Below are 25,072 nucleotides of genomic sequence, written 5' to 3'. Positions count from 1 at the left end.
GCTTTCAAACCACTCCGCTCGACTTGCATGTATTAGGCACGCCGCCAGCGTTCGTCCTGAGCCAGGATCAAACTCTCCATAAAAGAAGTGCTTGTTTAGCTCATTAAAAGCTGACTTACTTTAAAACATATCGCTCATTGTTCAGTTTTCAAGGAACAAGTTATTTCGTTTGTATTTCTCGTTACCGGCGTGTTTCTCTCGGCCGGAATTAGAATATACCATAGTTCTTTTTGATTCGTCAACACTTTAAGCAAAAAACTTTAAAACAAAATCGAATATGCTCAGAAAATCGCGTTTATCGGCGGATTGTTATCGGCACATGCAAAAGAGAAAACGCGAAAAAGCCGCTTCCCAAGGGGAGCAGCCCATTTGCAATCTTCATCCGCGAACTCTTGCGTGAAGTTACCTGCTTTTGCGCAGCACCTTGTATAGAAGTGATGGTGAAAACAACGTGGATACGGGGCGCAATAAGTTCATGACATGAATAAAGGCATTATAAACATCTACATTCTGAGAAGAACGATGAAATACCCGTCCGGTATACCATTGAAGAATAGAAAGACCAAGCGGCTTCTTTCCCGCCACATGATGATAACGGAAGTCCTCAATAATAATCATCTTCCACACAGGGCCGATCACCTTAGATATGGACCTATAGAATCGCTTGGTCAATCGGGGTGAAATGTCCTTTGTTTCTTTCCATTCTCGCTGAAGACAATCATCTAATGCTAAAGCCTCCATAGCTGCTACTGACATGCCCTGTCCGAAAACTGGATCGAATCGACAGAATGCATCACCTATGAATAAAAATCGCTGCGGGAAATTTCTTACCTTCTCATAATGGTGCCTTACGATATAAGGAACCTTATGTATTTTGACTTCCGAAAGCGGCTTAGCACCCTCTAGCTCATCACTAATCATCGTATTCGGCAGCTTCTTTGTTAACGCGATGAAGTTTTGTGTTTCTTTAATCTCGGAATGAGCCAGCTCACTGTCGTAGCCAAACATCGTGAAGATATGGCGATTCCCCTCAATACGGCAGACGGATCCCCCGATCTTCTCGATCGGCGCAGAAGGATACACCAAGAGCGTCTCCCAATCCCTTTGCGCAGCACTTAGTTGAAAGGTTTGACTTACATAACAAAGATCAATTTTAACCTTCTCTTCGGGGTCCTGATAATTGTTCATTTGAAACCACTGATGGAATTGCGAGCCATACCCGCTTGCATCAATGATCAAGTCAGCGTAGAGATCCGTCATCTGGGACGAGGCTGCTTCTCTCGCCTGTACACCAAGAATCATGTTCTGTTTCTTGTCGAATATGGGTTTCAGCGCCATCATGTTGTATTGAATGTGTAGGTTATGATTTTTCTCCACTTGGAGTCGAATATGTTTCTCTAGAAAGGGGCGGCTTTGGAGATGGACAAATATATCGCCTTCAAATCTCTTTTTCCACACTCCGTGATGAAGCCATTTAAGATCTTGCGAACCATTAATACGAGTAGAACCGTCCTGCACCATAGCTTCGACGATACCGGGGAAGAGCTGTTCCAAGGCTTGTTCCCCTCCCTTGAGCAAAGCATGGAGATGGTAGCCTTGCGGAACTTCCTTTCGAGGCTGTTTATCGTGAGGTTCCGCGCCTCTCTCCAGCAAGGTTACGTTATCAAAGTAGCGACATAATACTTGAGCAGCGCAAAGTCCGGCTATGCCGGAACCTATAACGATTGCATGTGCTCCTAATCCTCGCTCAGCCATCTCTTTCCCTCTCTTTTCACAAAATAACCTACCCCATTATCTCATATTTCCCCAACCTAACTCCGAATTCTTATTGCCCCGTATACAAAAAAATACCCACAGCTTGAACGCCCTTTTTCAAAGCGTCCAGTCTATGGGTACCCGTTTAGTACGCTCGATGCGCCAGCGAAGGAACAATAAACGCTCCTCAAAAGAATGGGGTTAGAGCTATTACTACCGAATTCTGATATTACTTTATTCTAATGACCACCTTTCCTTTGGCCCTTCCGCTTTCCAAGTAATTAAATGCTTGATCGGCATCTTTCAAATGATACACCTTGTCAATAATTGGATTTATGAAGCCTTCTTCAATAAATTCCTTTAAAACCTTCAATTGTTCACCGCTCGGTTTCATGAAAAGGAAGTGATACCTCGTTTTGCTCTTCTTCTCCAGCGCCTTGATCTTACGGCTTGCGATAGACAAAATTGTAGTTTTCATCCAACCCAATTTCGCGTCTTTTCCAAATCTGCCGTTAGGCATGCCGGAGATGGATACGATTTGTCCGCCTGTTTTCAGTATGCGGAATGATTTTTCCAAGGCTTCTCCCCCTAAAGTATCAAAAACAGCGTGGTATCCGGTAAGCATTTCTTCAAAATTCTCTGTTTTATAATTAATAATTAGATCTGCCCCCAATGATTTGACCAAATCGTAGCCTTTTTCGCTTGCTGTGGTGGCAACAAAAGCACCCAACAACTTGGCTAGTTGGATGGCAAAGGTTCCTACGCCTCCCGAACCAGCGTGAATCAAAATTTTTTGGCCTTTTTGAAGGTTTAATATATCAACAAAAGCTTGGTAAGTCGTAAGTCCAATCAGCGGTATCGATGCTGCCTCTTCAAAGGTTAGATTGTTCGGCTTCTGCCAAATGTCTTCCTCATGAACAGCAATAAATTCGGCTAATGTTCCGATTCGGTTTTTGCGGGGTCTTCCATAAACTTCATCTCCGGGTTTAAAAGTTTTCACCCGATCACCAACCTTGATTACAACACCGGAGAAATCATTCCCTAATATGAGAGGGAACCTGTAATTCAACAGGAATTTCATTTTCCCTTCCTTAATCTTAAAATCAATAGGATTTAAGCTGGCTGCATGAATTTCTACTAGAACATCATGTTCTCCGATATTAGGCAATGGTTGTTCGGACATCACTAATGGAACCTTCTCCCCGTATTTCTCAATGATCATAGCCTTCATTTCAAATCACTCCCTATACGATTATTCGTTTAAACGAATGAACCAAATGTGCATAATAAATTTCTTCCTCCAGTATTCCTTTCAGGTCTTAGGATCATCATTCGACCAATTGCATGCGTATTCAACAGAAGTAATTAATGATTTGAGTTGTTCAAGCGGTTTACGGACAGTTAATACATAATAGTTCTCTACGCCCTTTTTTTCGGCTTTAATGTAACCAGACTGTTTCAGTACCTTTAAATGATGGGATACAGCCGGTCTAGACAAATTCATATGGCCTGATATTGTATTAACATTAAGTCCCAATTTGTTCTGCGCCAACAACATAATAATGGCTTGGCGGTTTTCATCCGTCAGCACTTCCAATAATGGGATACAATCTTTAAATTGTTTTAGAGTATGCTCGGTTTGTTGGCTCATTCTTTCCACCTCTTTAGTTCATTCGTTTAATCCCTTAAACGTAATTATAGCTATTGTCATAACAAAATCAAGCTAAAGGCCGAGAGTTTCAATTTTTTTTAAATTGTAACTGCTGCCGGTAATCTTAATAAAGCAGCGTCAGTCTAAAACTTTATTTTCTTCAACCATCATGCAAATAAAGGAATGATCATGATCATGATCCTGCTTAAAAGTAGAGGAGCATTGCATTAACGGCTTTAAACGCCTCTTGCCTCTCGGGAGGATTTAACTAACATTAGGGCCCCCTTAGTCTTTAAAACGCCATATACGTGGTATAAACGAAGTTGCAGCATTGTTTCAACTGACGGATTAAACTTATTCTTCTCCAGCTCACTTATAGTCCCTTGTGAAATTCCAATCATCTGAGAAAATGCAACCTGATTAAGATCATGTGTCTTCCTTATATGCTTTATCCTCTCTCCTATAGAATGCATAGTCCATTATTCCCTACGCCTAATAAAAAGTGGCCCCAATTTAATTAAAATTCGGGGCCACTCATATTTAGTACTTAATTACTCAACCGTAACGCTCTTCGCAAGGTTACGTGGTTTATCGACGTCGTTACCTACTGCAAGCGATGCGTAGTACGAGATCAACTGCAGCGGAATAACCGAGATTGCTGGCGACAACAGCGGCAGCGTCTTCGGAATCGCGAACAATTCATCGACCGATTTGCTCACTTCTACTTCGCTGCCTGCATTCGCTATACCGAGAACATGCGCGCCACGCGCTTTGACTTCTTTAATGTTGCTCAGCGTTTTCTCGTACAGCTCCTCTTGCGTTACGAGCGCGATAACTGGAATGCCGTCTTCGATCAGCGCCAGCGTACCGTGCTTCAACTCGCCTGCTGCATAAGCTTCGGAGTGGATGTACGAGATTTCTTTGAGCTTCAGCGAGCCTTCTTGTGCGACTGCATAGTCGACACCGCGGCCGATGAAGAACAGGTTCTTATGCTTCGCAATCGATTCTGCCACTTGCTTCAGTACAGCGGATTGCTCCAGTACGGACTCGACTTGCTCTGGCAGCTCGTTCATTGCCGCGAGCAGTTCCGTTACAGCAGCTTGCTCTACCGTACCCAGCGTTTGAGCCAGGTAAATACCGAACAGGTAGAACGCGATCAACTGGGACGTATACGCTTTTGTCGAAGCTACGGCGATCTCTGGACCTGCCCACGTGATGAGGACATGGTCCGCTTCACGCGCTACCGAGCTGCCGACAACGTTCGTGATTGCCAGTACACGTGCGCCATTACGCTGAGCTTCACGCAGAGCTGCAAGCGTATCTGCCGTCTCACCGGATTGGCTGACGACGATAACAAGCGTATCAGGTGTGATGATTGGCGAACGGTAGCGATATTCCGAAGCAACATCCGTCTCAACTGGAATGCGCGCCAGACGCTCAATGATCGTTTTGCCAACAAGACCTGCATGGTATGCGGTACCGCAAGCAACGATTTGCACTTTGCGGATGCCTTTGATCTGCTCAGCCGACATACCGATTTCGCCCAGCGTTACCGACTGGCCATCATCCGACACGCGTCCGCGCATCGTGTCACGGTATGCTTTTGGCTGCTCGTGGATTTCTTTCAGCATGAAGTGATCGAATCCGGCTTTCTCCGCCGTAACGAGGTCCCAATCGACATGATATATTTCCTTGGAAATAAATTCGCCCTCGGTCGTCATTAGTTCGACACCTTCACGCGTCAGAACAGCCATTTCACCGTCATTCAAAATATACACATTCCGCGTATGCTCCAAGATCGCCGGAATGTCGGAACCGATAAAGTTCTCGCCTTCACCGACACCAATGACGAGCGGGCTCGCAAAACGAACCGCAACCAGCTTCTCTGGCTCATATTCTGTCAGAACGCCCAATGCGAACGCACCGCGCATCCGTTTCACTGCACGTTGAACCGCTTCAACGATGTTGCCTTTATACTCATCTGCGACCAAGTGCGCGATAACTTCCGTATCCGTCTCCGATACGAAGCTATGACCATTCGCAATCAGTTCATCTTTCAAGTCCAAGTAGTTTTCGACAATGCCGTTATGAACGACCGAAAACTTCGCCGAGTTGTCCGTATGGGGATGCGAATTCACATCCGAAGGCTTGCCATGAGTTGCCCAACGCGTATGACCGATGCCGACAGAGCCTGCAAGCGGCTCATCCTTCAGCTGTCCTTCCAGCACTGCCAGACGACCTTTCGACTTACGAATTTCCAGGCCGTTGCTTGTAAATACAGCGATGCCGGCGGAGTCATATCCACGGTACTCCAGCTTCTTCAAGCCTTCGATCAAAATCTCCTGCGAATCACGTTTACCGATATATCCCACAATACCACACATTATATGTTGCCCTCCGTTAAGTTCGATTTGCGCTAGCAATCTCACGGATTCGACAATGCGCAGTACACGTACGCAGTGATGTTTCCCTCTGCCCGCGCCGCTGCGAAAGCGAATCGTGGACCCTAGGGCTTCTTGGCTTGCCATTAACATTACTCTAGTAACCCGCTTCTACATCAGACCGAATGCTCCATCACTCGTTAATGAGAATGCTAGGCTAGTCTTACAAAATGCGAGTCTCACTCGCTCATTCCCGCCACATGGTTGGCCGACCGGTTGCCCGCGTCGTTTTGCATGTTGGCTTACGGTATGAATGCTCTACCGGGAGGTCCCCGCCGAAAGGTTCGAACGCCTCCACCTCGTCAGCTTGCATAGCCGCCCTTCCCACCGCGGGAAATTACTGCAGCAGCTCTCCAGTCGCAAGCTCTGGCGCTTATATGGCTTTATGAAAACATCTATCCTCGCTTTCATTTCTGGAATCATACTGTCTATCATATTCAGTTTCGACTATTTCTGCAACAAATAATTTCGTACTTCAATGCGACCCACCCAAACCTCAGTTGGCGACCCACTCAAACCCTCAGTTGGCGACCCACCCAAACCCTCCCTCGCCAGGGAGAGCCCCAAGGGCTGCGCCCTCTGGACACCCGCAGGACTGATTTTGTTACGTTGGGCTCGTGTGCTCGCTTGTCGTCCCTTGCGGGACACGCTCTGTGTCCATCGTGACCTAGGTACGTCCTCTTCATCCGCAACCTATTCGACGTCTTGCGCATCCGATTCTGCTAAGAGTCGCTTTCGTCCCTTAGGGGACACGCTCTACGTTGGTGCGTTCACCGTTCCGTCCCTGCGGGACGTGTTTTCAGTCTTCTAAGACCATTCTCAACTTCTTACTCTGTATTACCCACATCATTAATGCGGTTAACACCTCCCATAAACAATATATGTCGGCCCCCTCTAGGAAAGCCGACATATTTCAAAATACAACAAGGGATGAATGACCGTCATGGCCATTCATCCCTTGTCTATCCGTCGGCTCAGGTATGGGAGCCGACGACTATTACTACTTCCCCACTGAACGCAGGAATGCACGGAGAGCAAACAGCGGTACAGCGAGTTTACGTCCGACTTTTGTATGAGTGTTCCAACCTACTTATTAGTTCAAAGGAACACTCATACAACGGGAGGCGCGGTGCCGCGTTTGATCGGAGTGTACGGTTCGCGTTCCACCCTTGAGTTTACGTCCGACTTTTGTATGAGTGTTCCAACCTACTTATTAGTTCAAAGGAACACTCATACAACTGGAGGCGCAGTACCGCGTTTGATCGTAGTGGATGTTTTGCGTACCGATCCTTTTCTCCGCACACGAAGCATTTGCTCTCGGCGTACGACTCGCGATCTACTCTTTAGCCCAGTTCCGTCTTCACCACATCAACGATGCGGTTCACGTACGCTTCAACTTGCTCCTTGTCTGGGCCTTCGGCCATAACACGGATGAGGGACTCGGTGCCCGATGGGCGGACGAGTACGCGGCCGTTGTCGCCGAGCTCAGCTTCAACTGCGCTAACTGCTTCAGCAATGGCTGCATTGTCCTTATATTGCGATTTATCTGCCACACGAACGTTAACGAGCACTTGCGGATATTTGCGCATGAGGCCCTTCAGCTCGCTCAGCGATTTGCCCGATGCAACGAGCGTGCTCACGAGCTGCATAGCCGTCAGAATGCCGTCACCCGTCGTGTTGTAGTCGAGGAAAATAACGTGGCCCGATTGCTCGCCACCCAGGTTGAAGCCGCCGCGGCGCATTTCTTCCATTACGTAACGGTCGCCAACCGCTGTTTGTGCCGTATTCAAGCTGAGCTTCTCCGTCGCTTTGAAGAACCCGATGTTTGCCATAACGGTCGTCACGATCGTGTCGTTGTTCAATTTGCCGGCACGACGCATAGCATCGCCGCAAATGCACAAAATGTAATCGCCGTCGACTTCTTCCCCCTTCTCATCGATCGCAATGAGACGGTCTGCGTCGCCGTCAAACGACAGGCCGAGCTGTGCGCCATGTTTCAATACTTGTTCCGTCAGGTATTCAGGATGCGTCGAGCCAACGCCTTCATTGATGTTGCGGCCGTTCGGCTCAGCGCCAACCGTAATCACATCTGCGCCAAGCTCGCGGAATACGCGTGGAGCCAGCTCATATGCAGCGCCATGCGCGCAGTCGAGTACAACTTTTACACCTGCGAACGAGTTGTTGATCGTCGTCTTCAGGTACTCAAGGTAACGGAATTTTGCCGTTTCGTCCGTCGTCACCGTGCCGATATCGCCACCTACTGGACGAGGCAGTTCATCTACCTCTGCATCCATTAGGCGCTCGATCTCAAGCTCCGTGTCATCCGACAGCTTATAGCCGTCTCCACCGAAGAACTTAATGCCGTTATCCGCTACCGGGTTATGCGATGCCGAGATCATAACGCCTGCGTCTGCTTTCAGCTCACGCGTCAAATAAGCAACTGCTGGTGTCGACACGACACCAAGGCGAATAACACTTGCGCCGATCGACAGAAGGCCTGCAACAAGCGCAGCCTCCAGCATCGGACCCGAAATACGTGTGTCGAGGCCGATAACGATCGTTGGCTTTTCTGCCTGCCCCGTTAATACATAACCGCCGCAGCGTCCAATTTTATAAGCAAGCTCTGGCGTAAGCTCCTGATTCGCAACTCCACGTACGCCGTCTGTTCCAAAATATTTACCCATGTCTGCCTGATCCCCTTCAGTGTCTCATAATGTTAGTTGACTTTCTCAGTCAGCGTCTACCGCCGCGTCTGCCTGCTGCCTAAAATTCGACCAGACTCTTACCGAGCCGGCATCTGTGCCTGTACTCGATGAATCGTCGGCAGGTATGCCAGCATCGCTGCTGCTGCTGGTGCCGGTGTCATCACCCGCCCCGTCGTCTCCCGCTTCGGGAGTAGGCGACGACGTATCCGTTCCAGCTGCATCGGTTTGTTTCCCTCCATCAGCTCCAGCAGCATCCGTCTGTTGATCAGTCGTATCTGCTGGAACCTCAGGCTTCGTGCTCGCCGCCTTACTATCTGAAATGTCGATGATTACTTTATATTGAGCATATACATGCAGATAGCTTGGAAGATGAACATCAAGCACTACCTCGTGCTGACCTACGCCAAGCGACTCGAGCTTCGCAACGGCTTGAACGTCGGACTGCTGCAGCGCCGTCAATAGCGATGATGCACCTGTAACGACGATATCGATCGTGCTGTTAGCTGGCTCTTGTATAGCAGCCGTCATACCCTCGGCAAGACTGTTGAGCGTAATCGGCACCTTCTCAATGACTCGTTCGCTCGTCGGCTCCACATCGATTGTTACTGTTACTTTGGACGGATCGATGCTGGCGACGCCTTCAATCGGTGCAATAGCATACGTGAAAGAGCCCGACTCTGTCACCTTAGATAGATCAACTGTTGCACCATCATAATAATCAAGCTTGTCCAGCACATCCTGTGGACCGTAAACGGTCACCTGCTGTACAGATGGCGTTACCTTCGCAATACTTAATCCATCAGGCAGCGTACCTGAGAAGCCGAGTTGCAGCGGAAGTGTTTTATATGGCTTCGTAATCGGCACTTCCACCTCAACGACACTAGGACTTACGACAGCATCCTCCATCTCGTTGCCATCATTATCGTAAACGATCACACGCGCCTTCTTCTCGCTGACCGTTTCTTCTTCATCTTTGACATTCACATTGACCGACACAGCGCCAACATCCGCCAATTCGTCTTCCGGCAGCGTGACGTGTACACGATTGTTCGGCTTAATGATCGGTTCTCCGACCTTATAGCCATTAGCCGGCTCTCCTTCGGTAAGCACCTGCACCTCGAACTCTTTCGTCTGCATCGGCACGATCGTAACGGACGCGCGATTCGGCGTCATTTGGACAAGCTCTACACCCTTCGGCAGCTCCACCGACAATTGCACTTCACTTTGACCGTCCGGTGCTTGTGATAGATTCGCAGAGACGACATAGTCGTCAGGCTCAGCTGCCGCAATTCGTGTTCTTGAGCCGCTGACGACGAGTTTTACAGTTCCAGGATCGATCGAGCGCAGCGCCTTCGTCTTCTCGTCCAGGCCGATTGTCTTAATTTTAACGGTATCGATAACATGCGTTACAGCGGTTGTTGTGGTCGAGTTCGAATTCGATTCCGGATCAAAATGAACAACCGCCCACAACAGCAACGCGACGACGACTGACAATATTTTGAGCGCGGTTGGGTGGGCTAAATATTTATCCATTCTGCTTATCCCCCTTCCGCCGCCAGAACGAGGTTTTCGCCTTCTCCGCTTGTGCGCTCGATGGCATCAGCTCCTCGAACAGCTTCGAGATGAGCGATTCCTCCTTTATATCACGCACGATCATACCATTAAGACACAGAGATACTTGTCCCGTTTCCTCTGAGACGACGATGGACACCGCATCACACACTTCGCTGATGCCGATCGCCGCCCTATGGCGCGTTCCAAGCTCTTTACTAATGAATGGGTTCTCCGACAGCGGCAAGTAACAGGCTGCAGCCATAATCTGATTGCCGCGCACAATAACCGCACCATCATGGAGAGGCGTATTAGGTGTGAAAATATTAACAATCAGCTCCGAGCTGATCCGTGATTCCATTCCAATACCCGACTCAATATATTCATTCAGTCCCGATTCCCGTTCGAATACGATCAATGCACCGATATTGCGCTTCGCCATAAAATTAACGGCTTTAATAATTTCCGATATCCGCTCATTAATCTGATCCCGCTCCAAAACATTCGAACGTCCGAACAGTTTACCGCGACCCAACTGCTCCAGCGCGCGCCGCAGCTCCGGCTGGAAAATAATAAGCACACTCACGACACCAAACGTGAACATCTGATTCATCAGCCACTTCAACGTGCCGAGATTAAGCCACGTACTGAGCGCCCAAGTTGCGACCAATACGAGAATACCTTTTAACAGCTGAACAGCACGTGTACCGCGTACGAGCAGGATGAGCTTGTATATGATATAGCTGACGATTGCAATGTCTATGACATCTTTAATGCCGTTAGACCAACTCAAATCATTAAAATAATTCATCGTATGCAGGCCCCCAAACGACAATTACCCAGTCAAGTACCCTGTTGACACAATGGGTCGGCTCGAATAGCCATTTTTAGGCATTTATTTTTATCATCGGCCTAGTGTCCGGTAATTTCAAATAAGCACGCCTATGTATTATGTAAACAGCAGGCGTCATTCCCAACCTTATTATTTTCTAGAAACGTAAATGCAAATCCTGCTCTTGAAACAAAAAAAGTGTCCCCAACTTCTCGGAGGACACTTTACAATGCATAACTCAATGCGTCATATCGGTTACTGTTTCCGTTACCTTGTACCAAAACCAGTCCAGCGCCCGATCAATGGTTCGGCTGGAGCCAGCAATATGCGCCGTCGAGGCAAGCTGCAGGTTGCCATCAATGACCGTCACATTGCCTTCCACATCGCCCTGTACATCGGCTGTTCCATTCTCGATCGTCAGGTTTCCGTTCACCTTTGTTCCCGCAGGTACGATGACCTTATTCCCCTCAATGATCACATGCTGCAAGTCCTCGCCCTTGACGACTAGCTGGCCATCTTGATGCCACATCGTAAGGAAACTTGAAAGCATGACAAAAAAGAACACAGCAGCAACAGATACCGCCGGATGGTTGCGTACCCACCGCAGCCATGCTGAATGTTTGCGCTGTTTCGGCAGAACCGACTTGATCCGTTCATTAAGCGCCGCCGATTGCTCCACTGTAATCGGACTAGGTGAGCGTAAAGACGTCGTTAGCAGTGACTCCGTTCGTTCCAGTTCATCGAATCTGGCGCGGCAGTCCGGACATGCCAACAAATGCGATTTCAGCTCACGTATATCTTGTGGCGGCAGATCGCCGTCCAAATAATCGTGCATCCACACGATGGCGACGTTGCAATTCATAGCAGCCATTCCTTTCCGCTTTCATGCTTGAACATCAGATAGATGATACTATACACATACGCAGCGAGTGACCGCCGCGTTTCACTTCCTTTAATAAAAACGGCCCCAATTATTAACATGCTATAATTTGTGCTCCAGCCGTTTACGTAGAAACTCCCTGCCTCTATGTACCCTGGTCTTGATCGTTGTCACCGGCATATCCATCACGTCACTAATCTCCTGCAGCGACATGTCCTGCAGATAACGAAGAACCATGACCGTCTTATATTTAGCCGGAAGGTTCTCAATCGCCTGCCGAATAATGCGCTGCGTCTCCGACAGCACAATCTCGGACTCCGGTGTTCGGTCATCGCTGGGGAGAACAGAATAACCGTCCAGGCCTTCATGGTCGGTTGACTCCGCATCGAGTGAATACGTCGGCCGCCTGCGCCGTAGACGATCGATACATAGATTTGTCGCGATGCGATAAATCCATGTTGAGAACTTCATCGAGTCATCGTAACGGTCCAGGTTTCGATAGACGCGCAGAAACGTGTCCTGTACGACGTCCTCCGCCTCCTGCCGATTGTACAGCATCCGATATGCCATATGATAAAGCTTGTCCTGATATAGGTCTACAATGTCAGCGAACGCCTGCTGATCGCCTTTAAGCGCCCGCTTGACGAGCCTTGCTTCCACAGATAGCAACTATTATTCCTCCAGACGTGACGTCTCCTCTAATCGATTCCCGGAGCGCCGTTCAGCCACTACGATCCCGCATAATATGAGCACAATCCCTGCAATCCGCCATCCGTTCAAGCTCTCTCCTGCAATTAACCATGCGAAGGTTGCTGCTACAGGAAGCTCCACCGATCCAAGCATAGATGCAAGACTGCTTCCAATCCGCGGGATACCGATCGAAAATAATACCGTTGGAATGACCTGCCCCAGCGTACCGAGCACAAGCCCGATCCCCGCCATCTGCCACTCACGCCCACCGGCACCTGCGTGCCAGCCATACAACAGCACAATGAGCAAGAAGGCAGCAGTCGTGACGACTGCAGACTGCATAATCGGACTGCCATTGAACTTGACCCTGCCCGTAAGCCATAAGAACAAGCTATAAGTAACAGCGGATAAGAGCCCGTATACCGTTCCAAGCGGGTCTAGTTGTTTGACGCCTGACTCCAATAGCCCAACAGCGAGTACCGTACCCGCGAATACAATAAGGATCGCAATCCAGTTCCAACGGCTCGGCCATTTCCGATTCCAGATGCTGTCTATCAAAATCGTAATCCACGTAAACTGAAAAAGCAAGACGATTGCAAGCGAAGCATCAATTCTCTCTAGTGCTTGGTTGTAAAATATCGTCGTCATCGCCATTCCGAACATACCGGTTGATACCAGCTTCACCCAAGGTCCTCGGAATGGATTCGTCCAAGCTTTCTTGACCAGCACCATTACCCATAGTAGGAACGTCCCCAGCCCAACCTGGTGCACTGTAATCTGTTGAAACGTATAAGAAGCGCCGTAGCTCAGCTTCACGAGCGGCGACAATATTCCATAGCTTGATGCACCCAGCAGTACGAGCAGTACGGCAAGGCCATAGCCTGATAGTTTCATGTAGATAATAATCTCCTCTTCGTTCATGCAAGGTGAAACTTATACTTCTTATATTTAGGCACAAAAGGCTGAGCCGAGCGGTCCATTGCCGCTAAGCCCAGCCTTTCACACTTCGACTCAGTGCATCATCACCGAATCGATCACTTATATGTTTCAGCCAATCAGCCCGTATTGCGAAGACCCGCTGCAATGCCGTTGATCGTAAGCAGCACTTCACGGAGCAGAACAGCGTCGCCGCTGTCATCCGGAATCGAGCGCAGCTCCGTCAGCAGCTGCACTTGCAGGTAGCTGAGCGGATCAACGTATGGGTTGCGAAGACGAATCGACTCTTGAATAACCGGTACATTGTCGAGAATTTCCGACTGACCCGTAATTTCAAGAAGCAGACGCAATGTCCGCGCATACTCTTCTTCCACTTGACCGAAGATACGGTCGCGAATCGTCGAGTCTTTGATCATGCCTGCATACTCACGCGCAATAAGCAGGTCCGCTTTCGCCAGCGCCATCTGCAGATTGTCGATGAGCGAGCGGAAGAACGGGAAGCTGGCGTACATGTCGCGCAGATTTTGCATCCGTCCGCTGTCGCCTTGCACATAGTGCTCAAGCGCATAGCCTGATGCGTACCATGCTGGGAGCAGGTAACGGCTTTGCGTCCATGCGAATACCCACGGAATTGCACGCAGATCTTCGAATCGGTCGCTGTTCTTACGCTTCGATGGACGGGAACCAATATTCAACTCGCCAACCTCAGCAAGCGGTGTAGACTCCTTGAAGAACGTCATGAAATCTGGATCGCGGAAGATCAGATCTTGATATTTGTTAAGTGCCGTCTCCGAGATAGAGCGAGCGATTTCGTTCCACTCATCGTTCTGCTTCGGCATTTGCTCCGGATATTTCGCCAGACGAGCTGCCGTAATGAGTGCCCACGTCGCTTGCTCCAAGCTGCGGTATGCGATATCAGGCATGCCGTAACGGGAGGACAATACTTCGCCTTGCTCCGTAATCTTGATGCCGCCGCCAATCGTATGTGGAGGCTGTGCAAGAATACTACGGTTAAGAGGCATACCGCCACGTCCGAGTGCGCCGCCGCGTCCATGGAAGAACTTCAGCTTCACGCCGAACTCCTTAGCAGCTGCTGTAATGTCGTTAAGCGCTACGCGCAGCTCCCAGTTAGCTGTTACAACGCCGCCGTCCTTGTTGCTGTCCGAGTAGCCCAGCATGATTTCATGCGTCTCGCCCATTGCTTTAACCGCATCGCGGTAAACAGGCAGCGAGAACAGCTTCTTCATGATGCCAGGTGCAGCATGGAGGTCGTCGATTGTCTCGAACAGCGGAACCGACTGCAGCGTGCAGCGAACCGAACCGTCTGCTTCCTTGCGGAACAAGCCGACTTCCTTCGCGAACACCATAACCTCGAGCATGTCACTCGCAGCTTCTGTCATACTGATCAGATAGCTTGTAATGCACTTCTGCCCGAACGTCTTCTGCGCACGGTAGATCGTCTCATACACATCGAGGCATTCACGCGTCGATTCCGAGTAGTCCAGATGACCGCTCGTCAGAGGACGTGGATCGTTCAGCAGCTTCTCAAGCAGCTCAACCTTCTCGTCTTCCGACAATGCCGCGTAGTTGTCTACGATGTGCATTTTGCGCAGCACTTCTGTCATTGCATTCTCATGCTCTTGACTGTGCTGGCGAACGTCGAGTGCCGACATGTAGAAGCCGAACAGCTCAACTTGACGAATCAACTTACGAATATGTGTATCTGCCGCATAGTCTGCGAAGTGATGACGCAGGCTGCGGTCGATGATTTTGAGATCTTCAATCAGCTCATCTGGACCGTTGTAACGGTGCTCAGCACCTTCACGTGTGTTGGCAAGCTTCTGCAAGATGTAGCCAACCTTAATCCGGTAAGGCTCATTATCGTTGCGCCAAATGCCGACGCAGTTCAGTTCAATCGTCTCGCGGTCGGAACGAATGGAATCTTCCAGCTCCGTCGTGATTTCAACGATGTTCGTGCTAAAGCTCAGCAAGTCCATTAGCTCTTTCATTGCTTCCGTGTACTTGTCCAGTGCTAATGCACGATGAAGCGTCAACGTCTCCCACGTAATAGCAGCTTTAACGGAAGGGTTACCGTCACGGTCGCCGCCAATCCATGAGCCGAAACGCAAGTACGTCGGTACATGCCAATCTTCTTCTGGATAGTATTTCTTCAGGCAGCGTTCCAGCTCTTCGTATACGTTCGGAAGCGCCTCGAACAGTGTTTCTTCGAAAAAGAACAGGCCGTTACGCACCTCGTCGATTACCGTCGGCTTACGGCCGCGCAGCTCGTCTGTTTGCCACAGCGTGAATACTTCGTTCAGCAGCTTCTCACGAAGCTTCTCGCGTTCACGATGCGTCAGCGTAGGGTTGTCCAGCTCCATCACATCAAGCGCGATGCGTTTATGAATATCAAGAACCGCACGACGCGTCGCTTCCGTTGGATGCGCGGTCATGACAAGCTCGAGCGAAATGCCACCCAGCATTTCCTTCACATCTTCAATCGCGATATTACGATCCTTCAGTACTTGTACAGCATCCTCGATCGAGCCTGGCTGTACGCTCTCACCAGCGGAACGCTCATAATCACGTTTACGGCGAATACGGTGGTTCTGCTCAGCAATGTTGACGAGTTGGAAGTACAGTGCGAACGCACGAATCACTTGATGGCGGTTGTCCGGGCTCAAGGATGTAATAGCAGCTTTAAACTCGCTATACAGCTCCGAATCATACTCCGCACGAAGTGATTTACTCATCTCGCGAATTTTCTCGACTACCTCAAGCAGCTCCTTGCCGCCTTGGTGAACGAGTACTTCTCCCAAAATGTTGCCTAGAAAACGGACGTCACGGCGCAGCAATTGATTCGCGTTATTCGCTTTGCTCGCTGAGACGCTCGTTGCAGTCTGCTCAGACATACTGTTCCTCCTTCAGATCGCGCCGCACGCTACCGTTCCTGACGGTCTGCTTTACGCTGCGGTGCTCTCTTATCTGTAAGCGTTCCTTTTTCTTGCGATCCTGCCCGATAAGCGGTGCTCGCTTCGTTACACTTTTTTCATCATACTACAAAACGGTGACGTATTGAAGTGTTGCGTCATGATTCTGTCACATTACCAGTATCAGGAACACTCACGAAACAGCCTCTACCGTCAGCTATAAATTGATCACATTGATATTAACTTCCAAGTACCTCAGTATAGGGAAGACATAAAAAAGTATGCCCTATCGGATTAGCGGATCACGCAACAACGGTTGTCATTATTTAATGAAGCTTTACAAGCAGGACAACCATGAAAACAAAAAAACGCGTAGGATGCATCAAACTCGTCCTACGCGTTCGTTTATATAATCAGTATCTTTTACGCTTTGAATTCCACCTGTTGCTTTCGATACACGGCTCGCAGCGCTCCGTCTGCATCAACTGCAAACATCGCAATACGGCCCGGCTCAAGCTGGAAGCAGTAAGTGCCGCCATGCTCCGGATCGCGAACTGCAACATTCGCCGGATAACCATATTCCGAGACGAAAATGTACAGGGCTCCGTCCTCAAACCGCAGCTTACGGCCGTATAAGCCACTGTTATCGCCACCTGCAAGCCATTCCAGCTCCTGCTTCAAACCGCATGTCTTCAATACATGCCCGTACAAAATCCCGATGGCGTCTGTTCGGTCGCTAAGTTCAACAGGCAAGCCGCACCAGACGACCCTGCCTTTGCCCTGCGACCATTCTAGAACCTTCGGCATGACCGCTTCGCCATTAATTCCGCAAGGCGCTTCCTTGCACAGCTCTGCGATTTTGCGCTGACCGAAGGATACCGGTACGATATCGTCACCGCAAACGAACGCCTCCTCGCGCAGCACGTTCGACAGCTTCACCTCGCCTGTATGCCGGGACAATCTCGCCGCAGGCTGCCAGTAGGCATCTAAATTGAGAGGCCCGGTATACAGCAGTGTCGCGCCAGTCTCCTCGACAATCTGTATCAGCTCGCTGAAAGCTTCGTCTCCGAAGTTGTGCGGGCTGGGAACGACAATAAGCTTGGCAGGATGCGTTCGAAGTTCCTTCAGATCGTATTCGCCTAAGGCGCGGAAGTGCACCTTCATGTCATACGCCAGAACGCGGGTAAGCCGGCTGGTCGCCTCCGCCGCCACTCGGCGGTTGGACAGATCATTGCTGTACGGGTAGACGACAGCAATATCTTCCACCTGACACCCGACGAACAGATCAGACACCTGTTCTATGAACCGACCGAAATCGTAGCAGACATCCGCTTCTGGCTTCTCCGTACCATCTGCGCGCAGCGCCCCGATATTGGACTCATTCACATTGTCCATGTAATAGTTTGTATTCCATATCCACTGCACCGCTCCCGCTCCGCCGGTTGCGAATGCATAAGCGTACTTGCGCTCCAGCAGATCGCGCAGTTCTTCCTCAGAGCGCTTCGCGCGTCCATCCGGCGTCTCCACATACATGATGCCCGTCTCTTGGATGAGGTTAGACTTCGCTGAAGTTTTGGAGAACAGACCGTCCCAGACGAGCTGGTCGTTCAGCCACCACGAGTGGTTCGTCGTATAGTCGGCGACTGATTCATAGAAATGCGTGGACGGCCGTTGCGCACTAAGCGCCTCATCCTGTCCGACAGTAATCATCTGCTTCGGCTGCAATGAACGCAGCGTCGCATTCATCTCCCTTGCCCAAGCATTAAACATATCCATGCCGAACAACGAGTAATCCAGCCAGCGTGTCCCTTTCTTACCATTGCGCATATCCTGAACGTCGAAATTAATTTCCTCCGCCTCTGGCAATGTAATGGCTTCGAACGATGACAACTGCTCCGGCGTCATGTTCCATCGGGCTTGCAGCAGTGCGATATCACGGTGCCTCTCCTTCACCCAGCTGCGGAATGCGGCAAGCTCATGCGGGTCCTGCGCGCTGCGCGGCCCTTCGAAAATTCGCTTCGGATCGAAGACGGACGGCTCGTTGATGAGATCCCAGTGAACATGCTTACTCTCCCGGTGGCGATTACGATGATTGACTGGGGCGATTATTCCAAGAGGATGCAAGTCATTACGACCTCTGGCGAGAACTATGATATTGGGCATTCGACTACCTGCCAAATGCGCAGCGTATCCTGCGCCGGGCAATTGATGCGTGTAAATCGGTAGTCAGATTTCTCTACGTGAAAACGCTGGGATGAGGATTTTGCTGAGACGAACCCGTGGGTATGGGAGCGCAAATATGAACTGGATTCTCTCTGCTATCCGATCCAACTCAGTTATCTGTACTGGAAGGAAACAGGCCGGGATCATGTTTTCCACGGCAGCTTCGATAAGAGCATCCGCGCCATTCTGCGCCTGAGGGATGCACAGAGGGGGAGGCACCAGGTCGGGCGCCGCCGAGCCCCGACTACGGTGACATGTTCGCGCCGCTTGCACGTATCCATACGCTGCAGGGGCTAAAAAACTTCAACAATTCCGCAATCGTTTGCAGCGAGCTTTTCAGTTCATCGGATTCAAGAATGTTGACAACTTTACCTTCTTTGTCATCCAGCTTGATACCGATCGGGAACTCGTCTCCAAGCAGGTAGTCGAACGGCAAATACGGCTTGAAGCCCTTCGGCACCGCCAGCGGCGTAATGTCAGACGGCTCGTTATCCTTGATCGTCTTCAGGTAAGGCTCCAAACCTTCCAACGTTCGAATCTGAGTCACATCGATGTTGTACTTGTCCACATACTGCTTATTGAAGCGCCATACCCATTGGGATGCCAGTTCTTTGTTGACGGGTTGGCAGCCCGCAGCGTGATCTGCCGCAGGTGCAAGATGAGATCAATAAATATTTGACAGAGAAAATTTCATGAATGGATGCGATCATCAGCCGATCCAGACCGATCTATCCACCGCAATCGAAACTGCGGGCAAGCTGTTCCCGGATGTCGACTTCGTTCATGGCACCTTCGAAGACTATTTGGAAGCCCTCCGCCAGTCGCTTCCTGACGATCTGGTAACGATTCAGGGCGAGCTGCGCAGCCAGCGCACGGACGGCTGGGGGACGCTCGTGAATACCGCTTCCTCGCGCGTCTATCTGAAGCAGCAGAATCAGGAGGCACAAGCACAGCTGGAGCGCGGCGCAGAGCCACTCGCAGTCTTCGCCAAGCTCGGAGCGAGCCAGCCGTATCCGCATCATTTGCTGACGTATGCATGGAAAACACTCATGCAGAACCATCCGCATGATAGCATCTGCGGCTGCAGCGTCGATGAAGTGCACCGTGAGATGGTCACCCGCTTCGCCAAGAGTAAAGAGGTCGCCCTCTCGGTCGTAGACGACAGTCTCACTGCGATCTCAGCGTCTATCGACACCGCTTCGGTCTCTGCATGGGACAGCTGCAGCGCTGCTGTGTCCGTCTTTAATACAAGCGGCTGGAACCGCAGCGGCGTCATAACACGAGAACTAGATGTGGCGCGTATCTATTTTGGCGTCAACCCATCTATTCCGGACATTATCGCCGAGCTGGAGCAACTGCCGTTGCAAGTGGCTGGAAGCGTACTGTTGGATGAGCAGGGACAATCGGTGCCCATGAGCATCGTCGACCTCGGCGTACATTTCGGCTACGATCTGCCGACGGACCGCTTCCGTCAGCCGTATATGGCTCGTCGCATTCGCATCACCTTCGAGGCGGTCGACGTGCCGGCACTTGGTTATCGCACCTACGCGTGGATAAGGCACGGATGATAACCTGGCTGCAAAATCCGCTGTCGCAGCAAGCTCGCTCATCACTGGGCTTCACAGCATGGCGAACGACAAGCTGTCTATCTTCATTCATGAGGACGGTTCGTTCGATCTGAATGATCTTGTTAATGACCGGACCTACGTTGGACTGGGCATTTACGAGAATTGCGGTGATATCGGCAACGAATATGTCTTCCGCCAACCGGACGATGAGAAGCCGCTGACGACCGCAGGAATTGCTGCTAATATCCAGTTAATTGAAGATACGCCTTTCCGCGCGGCATTTGAGATTGTTCATGAATGGGCAATTCCACGTGGCGCTGAAGATATGTTTGAAGACGAGAAACGCCGTCTGATCTATATCCCAGAGCGCAAGTCCAAACGTACGGACGAAACTGTCACAATCCGCATCGTCACGCGTCTATCGCTGGATGCACATGGCCGCGGGATCGCTATCCGCAGTGAAATAACGAATGAGTCGACGGATCACCGGATCCGCATGCTGTTCCCGACCGACCTTGTCGCGGAGGATCACTTTGCAGATTCCATCTTCGAAGTAGCCCGTCGGAACACCACGCCAGCAGAGGAATGGACGAATCCGAGCAACTGCCAGCATCAGCAGACGTTCGCCAGCGTAACAGATGAACAGCTTGGCCTGACCGTAGCAAATAAAGGGCTGCACGAATACGAGGTGCTGCGCGACGGACGCAATACCATTGCCGTTACGCTTCTTCGCTCCTCCTCTGAGCTTGGAGACTGGGGCGACTTCCCGACACCGGAAGCGCAGTGCCTCGGTCTTCAAATCGCTGAGCTTGCGGTATTCCCGCATGCAGGCGGCCCTGTAGAATCGAAGTCATATGTCGATGCCTCTGAGTTCGGAACGCCATGGTTCACATCGCAGCCTGCACTGGGCCAATCCGGCTCGCTCCCAGCCTGCCACAGTTGGGTGCAATGGTGTGGCGATACGCTCGCGCTCACCAGCGTGAAGCTGGCAGCAGGCACAGACGATGTCATGCTCCGCTGGGTGAATCTATCCGCAGAGTCAGGGACGCTTTCGGTCTTGTTGTCAAACGGTTCGAAACAGTGCTACGTGAGCAACATTCTGGAGGAACGGCTAGAATCACTGGAGACAGGACAATCGGTATCCCTTCCAGTCGGACCAGCAAAAATTGTAACACTGGCTATTGAGATGTAATCACGATGAGGCTCTTACTGGTAGGACTCCCCGAAGCCAGTTGAGGAATCCATGTAAGGGATCGTAAAAAGTAGGCTGCCCCCGGTATTGTACCGGGAGCAGCCTGTTTGTTTAAAGATCGATGAAGATTATAAGAGTAAGTGTCCGGATATGAAGAGTATCGCGAATCCTTTATTCAATCCTGCCCAGCACTTTCAGTGAATCAATCCTGAGGATCCGACCGACGGAGACAAAACAATTGATATAATGAATAATGAATTGGCTCCATAATGCGTTGATTGAAAGGTAACGAAATGGCGGATAAGAAGAAATTGAGGTTTTATGACGAGGCGGACGCATTATAACAACCCAGGAACATCGGATCATGAGCGTACAAGTATGGTTACTGTATTAACAAGAGTTGATATCTTCCCTCATCACAGGGACGCTACATACGCTGCCACAGCCCCTAGAAGCCAGCATACAACAATTAACACATGACTGCAGTACCTTTGTTGATTGAAGCGGAAACAGGGCTTAAACCCATTCCTGAACGGCTTGCGCATCAAGTCTCCCGTATCCGTTGCTATGTATGCTGCGTAATAACAACACCTTCACCGTATCGCTCTTAGAAAAACAAAAAAAACCTTTATGTAAAGGTTTTATGATTACATCTATTTAAAATGAAGATGGCGTGCCCTGAGAGATTCGAACTCCCGACCTTTTGATTCGTAGTCAAACGCTCTATCCAGCTGAGCTAAGGGCACACATTATGGAGCGGAAGACGGGAATCGAACCCGCGACCCTCGCCTTGGCAAGGCGATGCTCTACCGCTGAGCCACTTCCGCACACTATGTCCTCAAGCTAAGCCTGAGAAAAAAATAAACCTTGGTAGGTTTTATCGGTTTAACCGATATGGAGCGGGTGATGGGAATCGAACCCACGCTATCAGCTTGGAAGGCTGAAGTTCTACCATTGAACTACACCCGCAAAAGAAAGATGGTCGGGATGACACGATTTGAACATGCGACCCCCTGGTCCCAAACCAGGTGCTCTACCAAGCTGAGCTACATCCCGTAATAATGGCGTGCCCTAAGAGATTCGAACTCCTGACCTTTTGATTCGTAGTCAAACGCTCTATCCAGCTGAGCTAAGGGCACGTATTATGGAGCGGAAGACGGGAATCGAACCCGCGACCCTCGCCTTGGCAAGGCGATGCTCTACCGCTGAGCCACTTCCGCATTTCATTTCTTCGTTGCCGTTAATCAGCGGCGACAAGAAATAATATAACAGATAAAACGAACAAGTGCAATACCTTTTACGGAAAAACTTTAAAATAATTTATAGAGGTGCTGAAAACGTTGATTTTATGCGGTTTATCAGCCCTTTATCTTCACTAAAAAAGCCGCTGCCATGATCGATGAAAATCCGGAAGCGGCTTATGTAAGTCAATTAAACAACGGCTGCTTCGCGTTGATGAGTAGCAGCAGTGGTTGTAGAGTACTTCGTAATCAGAGCATGCGGCAGGCAGAGTGGTACGCCTGAACGTGGATCATAGACAATATCCGCTTCAATATTAAACACATCGCGGAAAATTTCTGGTGTCATGACTTCTGTTGGCGATCCCTCGCCCATAACTGTACCCTTATTAATCGCAATCATATGATGTGCATAACGGGATGCATGATTGAGATCATGTACAACCATAACAATGGTACGGTTGTTCTCTTCATTAAGCTTCTGCAGCAGCTGCAGTACCTCGAGCTGGTGAGCCATATCAAGGAATGTCGTCGGCTCATCAAGGAACAAAATCTCCGTCTCTTGTGCAAGAGCCATCGCGATCCATGCACGCTGACGCTGGCCACCCGACAGTTGATCGACTGGACGTTCTGCGAACTCCGTCAAACCTGTCGATTCAATTGCCCAGCGTACAACATTGCGATCTTCCTTCGACATCGAGCCGAACCCCTTCTGATAAGGGAAACGACCATAGGAAACAAGCTCCGTAACTGTCAGGCCGTCTGGAGCCGTTGGATTCTGCGGCAAAATCGCGAGCTGCTTCGCAACGTCCTTCGTCGATTGTTTGTGAATCGACTTGCCGTCAAGCAGTACTTGCCCTGCAGCAGGCGACATGATTCTTGCCATCGTCTTCAGAATGGTCGACTTACCGGAACCATTCGAACCAACCAGTGCTGTAATCTTACCTTCGGGAATTGCAATATTTAAATTATTAACGATCATGCGATCATCATAAGATATATTTAATTGCGATGTAGTCAGTCGTTCCATTGATCGTTCACTCCTTTATGCTGCCGCTCATCTGTTCTTGATGCGGACAATCAGTACGCATTCGGAACCAGACAGCTTAGAGGCTCACTCCTGCATTGATAACCATTATCACTATATTACCAATGATAATCGTTATCATCATGTTAGTCAATCATTTCTTCATCTAAACATCATCTTTCTTTATATTTGGCGCTGCATGTTCCTCCTTCTATACCTGGCTTTACGATCTTTACTCATAATATCGATCCTATTCCCTCTCCTGCCCATCCATACCTATAGAACAGATGTGTATGCCAGCAGATCTTCATATAGCATTTAGCTCTTTTTAACCGTTACTACGTCCGGATAGAGCTTTGCTGTTCTAGTGTAGTTACACTCCCCGACACAAACATATAAATCCTCTGGCCTTCTCAGACAGTCAGAGGCCGCCTAAACACGTCTAGGAGCACTCACGGGTTCAAAGGGTACACCTACAGGGCATCTGTCTAATTCAAGGCAATGTTCACTTTAAACAATAGGCTAAGCTTTCGCTGCCGCTGCACATTCCGCTTAGCCATCATTATTCAACTACGTCCCATACATATACCGAACCCTGGGCAACTTCAACCCATATTAGAAACACAAAAAAGCTCTTGAGAATATACATTCTCAAGAGCTAGCTCGTTATGTATGGTGCGCGTAGAGGGACTTGAACCCCCACGGTCGCCCGCTGGAACCTAAATCCAGTGCGTCTGCCAATTCCGCCATACGCGCATGAAACAAAGTGAGCCATGTAGGACTCGAACCTACGACACCCTGATTAAAAGTCAGGTGCTCTACCAACTGAGCTAATGGCTCTCAAATGGCTGGGGATCAAGGGATCGAACCTTGGAATGACGGAGTCAAAGTCCGTTGCCTTACCGCTTGGCTAATCCCCAATAATGAGATGGTGGAGGCTGACGGGATCGAACCGCCGACCCTCTGCTTGTAAGGCAGATGCTCTCCCAGCTGAGCTAAGCCTCCATGATGGTGACCCGTAGGGGATTCGAACCCCTGTTACCTCCGTGAAAGGGAGGTGTCTTAACCCCTTGACCAACGGGCCTTAAGTATAGAAATTTGCTGGAGCTCTCAACCGGGATCGAACCGGTGACCTCATCCTTACCATGGATGCACTCTACCTACTGAGCTATGAGAGCGAGAATGGCTCCCCGAACAGGACTCGAACCTGTGACAACTCGATTAACAGTCGAGTGCTCTACCAACTGAGCTATCAGGGAACAGAACAAGGTTAACCAAGATCAATAAATGATCTTATTGAAAGTTACACCTTCAAAACTGGATGCGAATGTTGAATCCTTAGCTCTAAGTAATGCTTTTTAGGATAAGCCCTCGACCTATTAGTACTCGTCAGCTGCACGCATTGCTGCGCTTCCACCCCGAGCCTATCAACCTGGTCGTCTTCCAGGGGTCT

At 49.8% G+C, this 25,072-nt stretch carries 18 protein-coding genes, 13 tRNA genes and 2 rRNA genes; 3 read left to right on the top strand and 30 right to left on the bottom strand.

Annotated features, from left to right (window positions below; all coding sequences use genetic code 11):
- The 14 genes from DFQ01_RS30075 to DFQ01_RS30010 all read right to left on the bottom strand — a co-directional run.
- Positions 1 to 83: ribosomal RNA gene (locus tag DFQ01_RS30075) — 16S ribosomal RNA — on the bottom strand; the annotation flags it as partial.
- 319 nt (positions 84 to 402) lie between these two features.
- Positions 403 to 1,755, bottom strand: coding sequence for an FAD-dependent oxidoreductase (locus DFQ01_RS30070; protein ID WP_110047600.1), 1,353 nt, complete (start codon positions 1,753 to 1,755; stop codon positions 403 to 405).
- 229 nt (positions 1,756 to 1,984) lie between these two features.
- On the bottom strand, positions 1,985 to 2,986 hold the full coding sequence (locus DFQ01_RS30065; protein WP_110047599.1) for an NADP-dependent oxidoreductase: 1,002 nt from the start codon (positions 2,984 to 2,986) through the stop codon (positions 1,985 to 1,987).
- Between the two features lie 81 nt (positions 2,987 to 3,067).
- Complete coding sequence (locus DFQ01_RS30060) at positions 3,068 to 3,406, bottom strand: ArsR/SmtB family transcription factor (RefSeq protein WP_110047598.1); 339 nt, start codon at positions 3,404 to 3,406, stop codon at positions 3,068 to 3,070.
- A gap of 236 nt (positions 3,407 to 3,642) precedes the next feature.
- Positions 3,643 to 3,879, bottom strand: a complete 237-nt coding sequence (locus tag DFQ01_RS30055) for a helix-turn-helix transcriptional regulator (protein ID WP_110047597.1) — start codon at positions 3,877 to 3,879, stop codon at positions 3,643 to 3,645.
- A 78-nt stretch (positions 3,880 to 3,957) separates the two neighbouring features.
- Positions 3,958 to 5,790 (bottom strand): glutamine--fructose-6-phosphate transaminase (isomerizing), encoded by a 1,833-nt coding sequence (gene glmS / locus DFQ01_RS30050; RefSeq protein ID WP_110047596.1) that lies wholly within the window; start codon positions 5,788 to 5,790, stop codon positions 3,958 to 3,960.
- 1,400 nt (positions 5,791 to 7,190) lie between these two features.
- On the bottom strand, positions 7,191 to 8,531 hold the full coding sequence (gene glmM, locus DFQ01_RS30045) for a phosphoglucosamine mutase (protein ID WP_110047595.1): 1,341 nt from the start codon (positions 8,529 to 8,531) through the stop codon (positions 7,191 to 7,193).
- Positions 8,532 to 8,576: 45 nt separating this feature from the next.
- A complete protein-coding gene (locus DFQ01_RS30040) occupies positions 8,577 to 10,085 on the bottom strand; it encodes a CdaR family protein (RefSeq protein ID WP_110047594.1) in 1,509 nt (502 codons plus the stop codon).
- A complete protein-coding gene (gene cdaA / locus DFQ01_RS30035; RefSeq protein WP_110047593.1) occupies positions 10,078 to 10,914 on the bottom strand; it encodes a diadenylate cyclase CdaA in 837 nt (278 codons plus the stop codon). The genes DFQ01_RS30040 and cdaA overlap by 8 nt, the downstream gene beginning before the upstream one ends.
- A gap of 259 nt (positions 10,915 to 11,173) precedes the next feature.
- Complete coding sequence (locus DFQ01_RS30030; protein ID WP_110047592.1) at positions 11,174 to 11,797, bottom strand: zf-HC2 domain-containing protein; 624 nt, start codon at positions 11,795 to 11,797, stop codon at positions 11,174 to 11,176.
- 120 nt (positions 11,798 to 11,917) lie between these two features.
- Positions 11,918 to 12,484 carry an RNA polymerase sigma factor SigW gene (gene sigW, locus DFQ01_RS30025; RefSeq protein ID WP_110047591.1) on the bottom strand — a complete coding sequence of 189 codons (567 nt, stop codon included), beginning with the start codon at positions 12,482 to 12,484 and terminating at the stop codon, positions 11,918 to 11,920.
- 3 nt (positions 12,485 to 12,487) lie between these two features.
- Entirely contained in the window at positions 12,488 to 13,399 is a 912-nt protein-coding gene (locus DFQ01_RS30020) for an EamA family transporter (protein ID WP_110047590.1), read from the bottom strand.
- Between the two features lie 161 nt (positions 13,400 to 13,560).
- Entirely contained in the window at positions 13,561 to 16,353 is a 2,793-nt protein-coding gene (gene ppc, locus DFQ01_RS30015; RefSeq protein ID WP_110047589.1) for a phosphoenolpyruvate carboxylase, read from the bottom strand.
- Between the two features lie 441 nt (positions 16,354 to 16,794).
- On the bottom strand, positions 16,795 to 18,534 hold the full coding sequence (locus DFQ01_RS30010) for a beta-galactosidase (RefSeq protein ID WP_110047588.1): 1,740 nt from the start codon (positions 18,532 to 18,534) through the stop codon (positions 16,795 to 16,797).
- Between the two features lie 141 nt (positions 18,535 to 18,675).
- On the opposite strand from DFQ01_RS30010, the gene DFQ01_RS31830 reads away from it, so the two are divergent.
- Positions 18,676 to 18,891: a glycoside hydrolase family 125 protein gene (locus DFQ01_RS31830; protein ID WP_425452453.1), complete on the top strand. Its 216-nt coding sequence runs from the start codon at positions 18,676 to 18,678 to the stop codon at positions 18,889 to 18,891.
- Here the strand turns inward: DFQ01_RS31830 and DFQ01_RS30000 are convergent.
- Positions 18,839 to 19,162, bottom strand: coding sequence for a hypothetical protein (locus tag DFQ01_RS30000; RefSeq protein WP_245946945.1), 324 nt, complete (start codon positions 19,160 to 19,162; stop codon positions 18,839 to 18,841). The genes DFQ01_RS31830 and DFQ01_RS30000 overlap by 53 nt on opposite strands.
- A 124-nt stretch (positions 19,163 to 19,286) precedes the next feature.
- On the opposite strand from DFQ01_RS30000, the gene DFQ01_RS29995 reads away from it, so the two are divergent.
- Entirely contained in the window at positions 19,287 to 20,162 is an 876-nt protein-coding gene (locus tag DFQ01_RS29995; protein ID WP_110047587.1) for an alpha-mannosidase, read from the top strand.
- A 58-nt stretch (positions 20,163 to 20,220) separates the two neighbouring features.
- Positions 20,221 to 21,354, top strand: a complete 1,134-nt coding sequence (locus DFQ01_RS29990; protein ID WP_110047586.1) for a glycoside hydrolase family 38 C-terminal domain-containing protein — start codon at positions 20,221 to 20,223, stop codon at positions 21,352 to 21,354.
- A gap of 669 nt (positions 21,355 to 22,023) precedes the next feature.
- On the opposite strand, the gene DFQ01_RS29985 is transcribed toward DFQ01_RS29990, so the two are convergent.
- The 15 genes from DFQ01_RS29985 to DFQ01_RS29915 all read right to left on the bottom strand — a co-directional run.
- A tRNA-Arg gene (locus DFQ01_RS29985) sits at positions 22,024 to 22,100 on the bottom strand.
- A 6-nt stretch (positions 22,101 to 22,106) separates the two neighbouring features.
- A tRNA-Gly gene (locus DFQ01_RS29980) sits at positions 22,107 to 22,181 on the bottom strand.
- Between the two features lie 68 nt (positions 22,182 to 22,249).
- Positions 22,250 to 22,323 (bottom strand) — tRNA-Gly (locus tag DFQ01_RS29975).
- A 10-nt stretch (positions 22,324 to 22,333) separates the two neighbouring features.
- Positions 22,334 to 22,410: transfer RNA gene (locus DFQ01_RS29970), tRNA-Pro, on the bottom strand.
- 6 nt (positions 22,411 to 22,416) lie between these two features.
- Positions 22,417 to 22,493 (bottom strand) — tRNA-Arg (locus tag DFQ01_RS29965).
- A 6-nt stretch (positions 22,494 to 22,499) separates the two neighbouring features.
- Positions 22,500 to 22,574 (bottom strand) — tRNA-Gly (locus DFQ01_RS29960).
- A 211-nt stretch (positions 22,575 to 22,785) separates the two neighbouring features.
- Positions 22,786 to 23,622, bottom strand: a complete 837-nt coding sequence (locus DFQ01_RS29955; protein WP_110047585.1) for an ABC transporter ATP-binding protein — start codon at positions 23,620 to 23,622, stop codon at positions 22,786 to 22,788.
- 670 nt (positions 23,623 to 24,292) lie between these two features.
- Positions 24,293 to 24,375 (bottom strand) — tRNA-Leu (locus DFQ01_RS29950).
- A gap of 11 nt (positions 24,376 to 24,386) precedes the next feature.
- A tRNA-Lys gene (locus DFQ01_RS29945) sits at positions 24,387 to 24,459 on the bottom strand.
- Positions 24,460 to 24,464: 5 nt separating this feature from the next.
- Positions 24,465 to 24,539, bottom strand: a tRNA-Gln gene (locus DFQ01_RS29940).
- 9 nt (positions 24,540 to 24,548) lie between these two features.
- Positions 24,549 to 24,624 (bottom strand) — tRNA-Val (locus DFQ01_RS29935).
- Positions 24,625 to 24,628: 4 nt separating this feature from the next.
- Positions 24,629 to 24,703, bottom strand: a tRNA-Glu gene (locus tag DFQ01_RS29930).
- Between the two features lie 18 nt (positions 24,704 to 24,721).
- Positions 24,722 to 24,797 (bottom strand) — tRNA-Thr (locus tag DFQ01_RS29925).
- Positions 24,798 to 24,802: 5 nt separating this feature from the next.
- Positions 24,803 to 24,878, bottom strand: a tRNA-Asn gene (locus tag DFQ01_RS29920).
- Positions 24,879 to 24,978: 100 nt separating this feature from the next.
- A 23S ribosomal RNA gene (locus tag DFQ01_RS29915) occupies positions 24,979 to 25,072 on the bottom strand; the annotation flags it as partial.

The organism is Paenibacillus cellulosilyticus, from assembly GCF_003182255.1.
Taxonomy (GTDB): Bacteria; Bacillota; Bacilli; order Paenibacillales; family Paenibacillaceae; genus Paenibacillus_T; species Paenibacillus_T cellulosilyticus.
The sequence above is the reverse complement of the archived record's forward strand: the minus strand, read 5'-3'. Positions and strand labels throughout refer to the sequence as shown.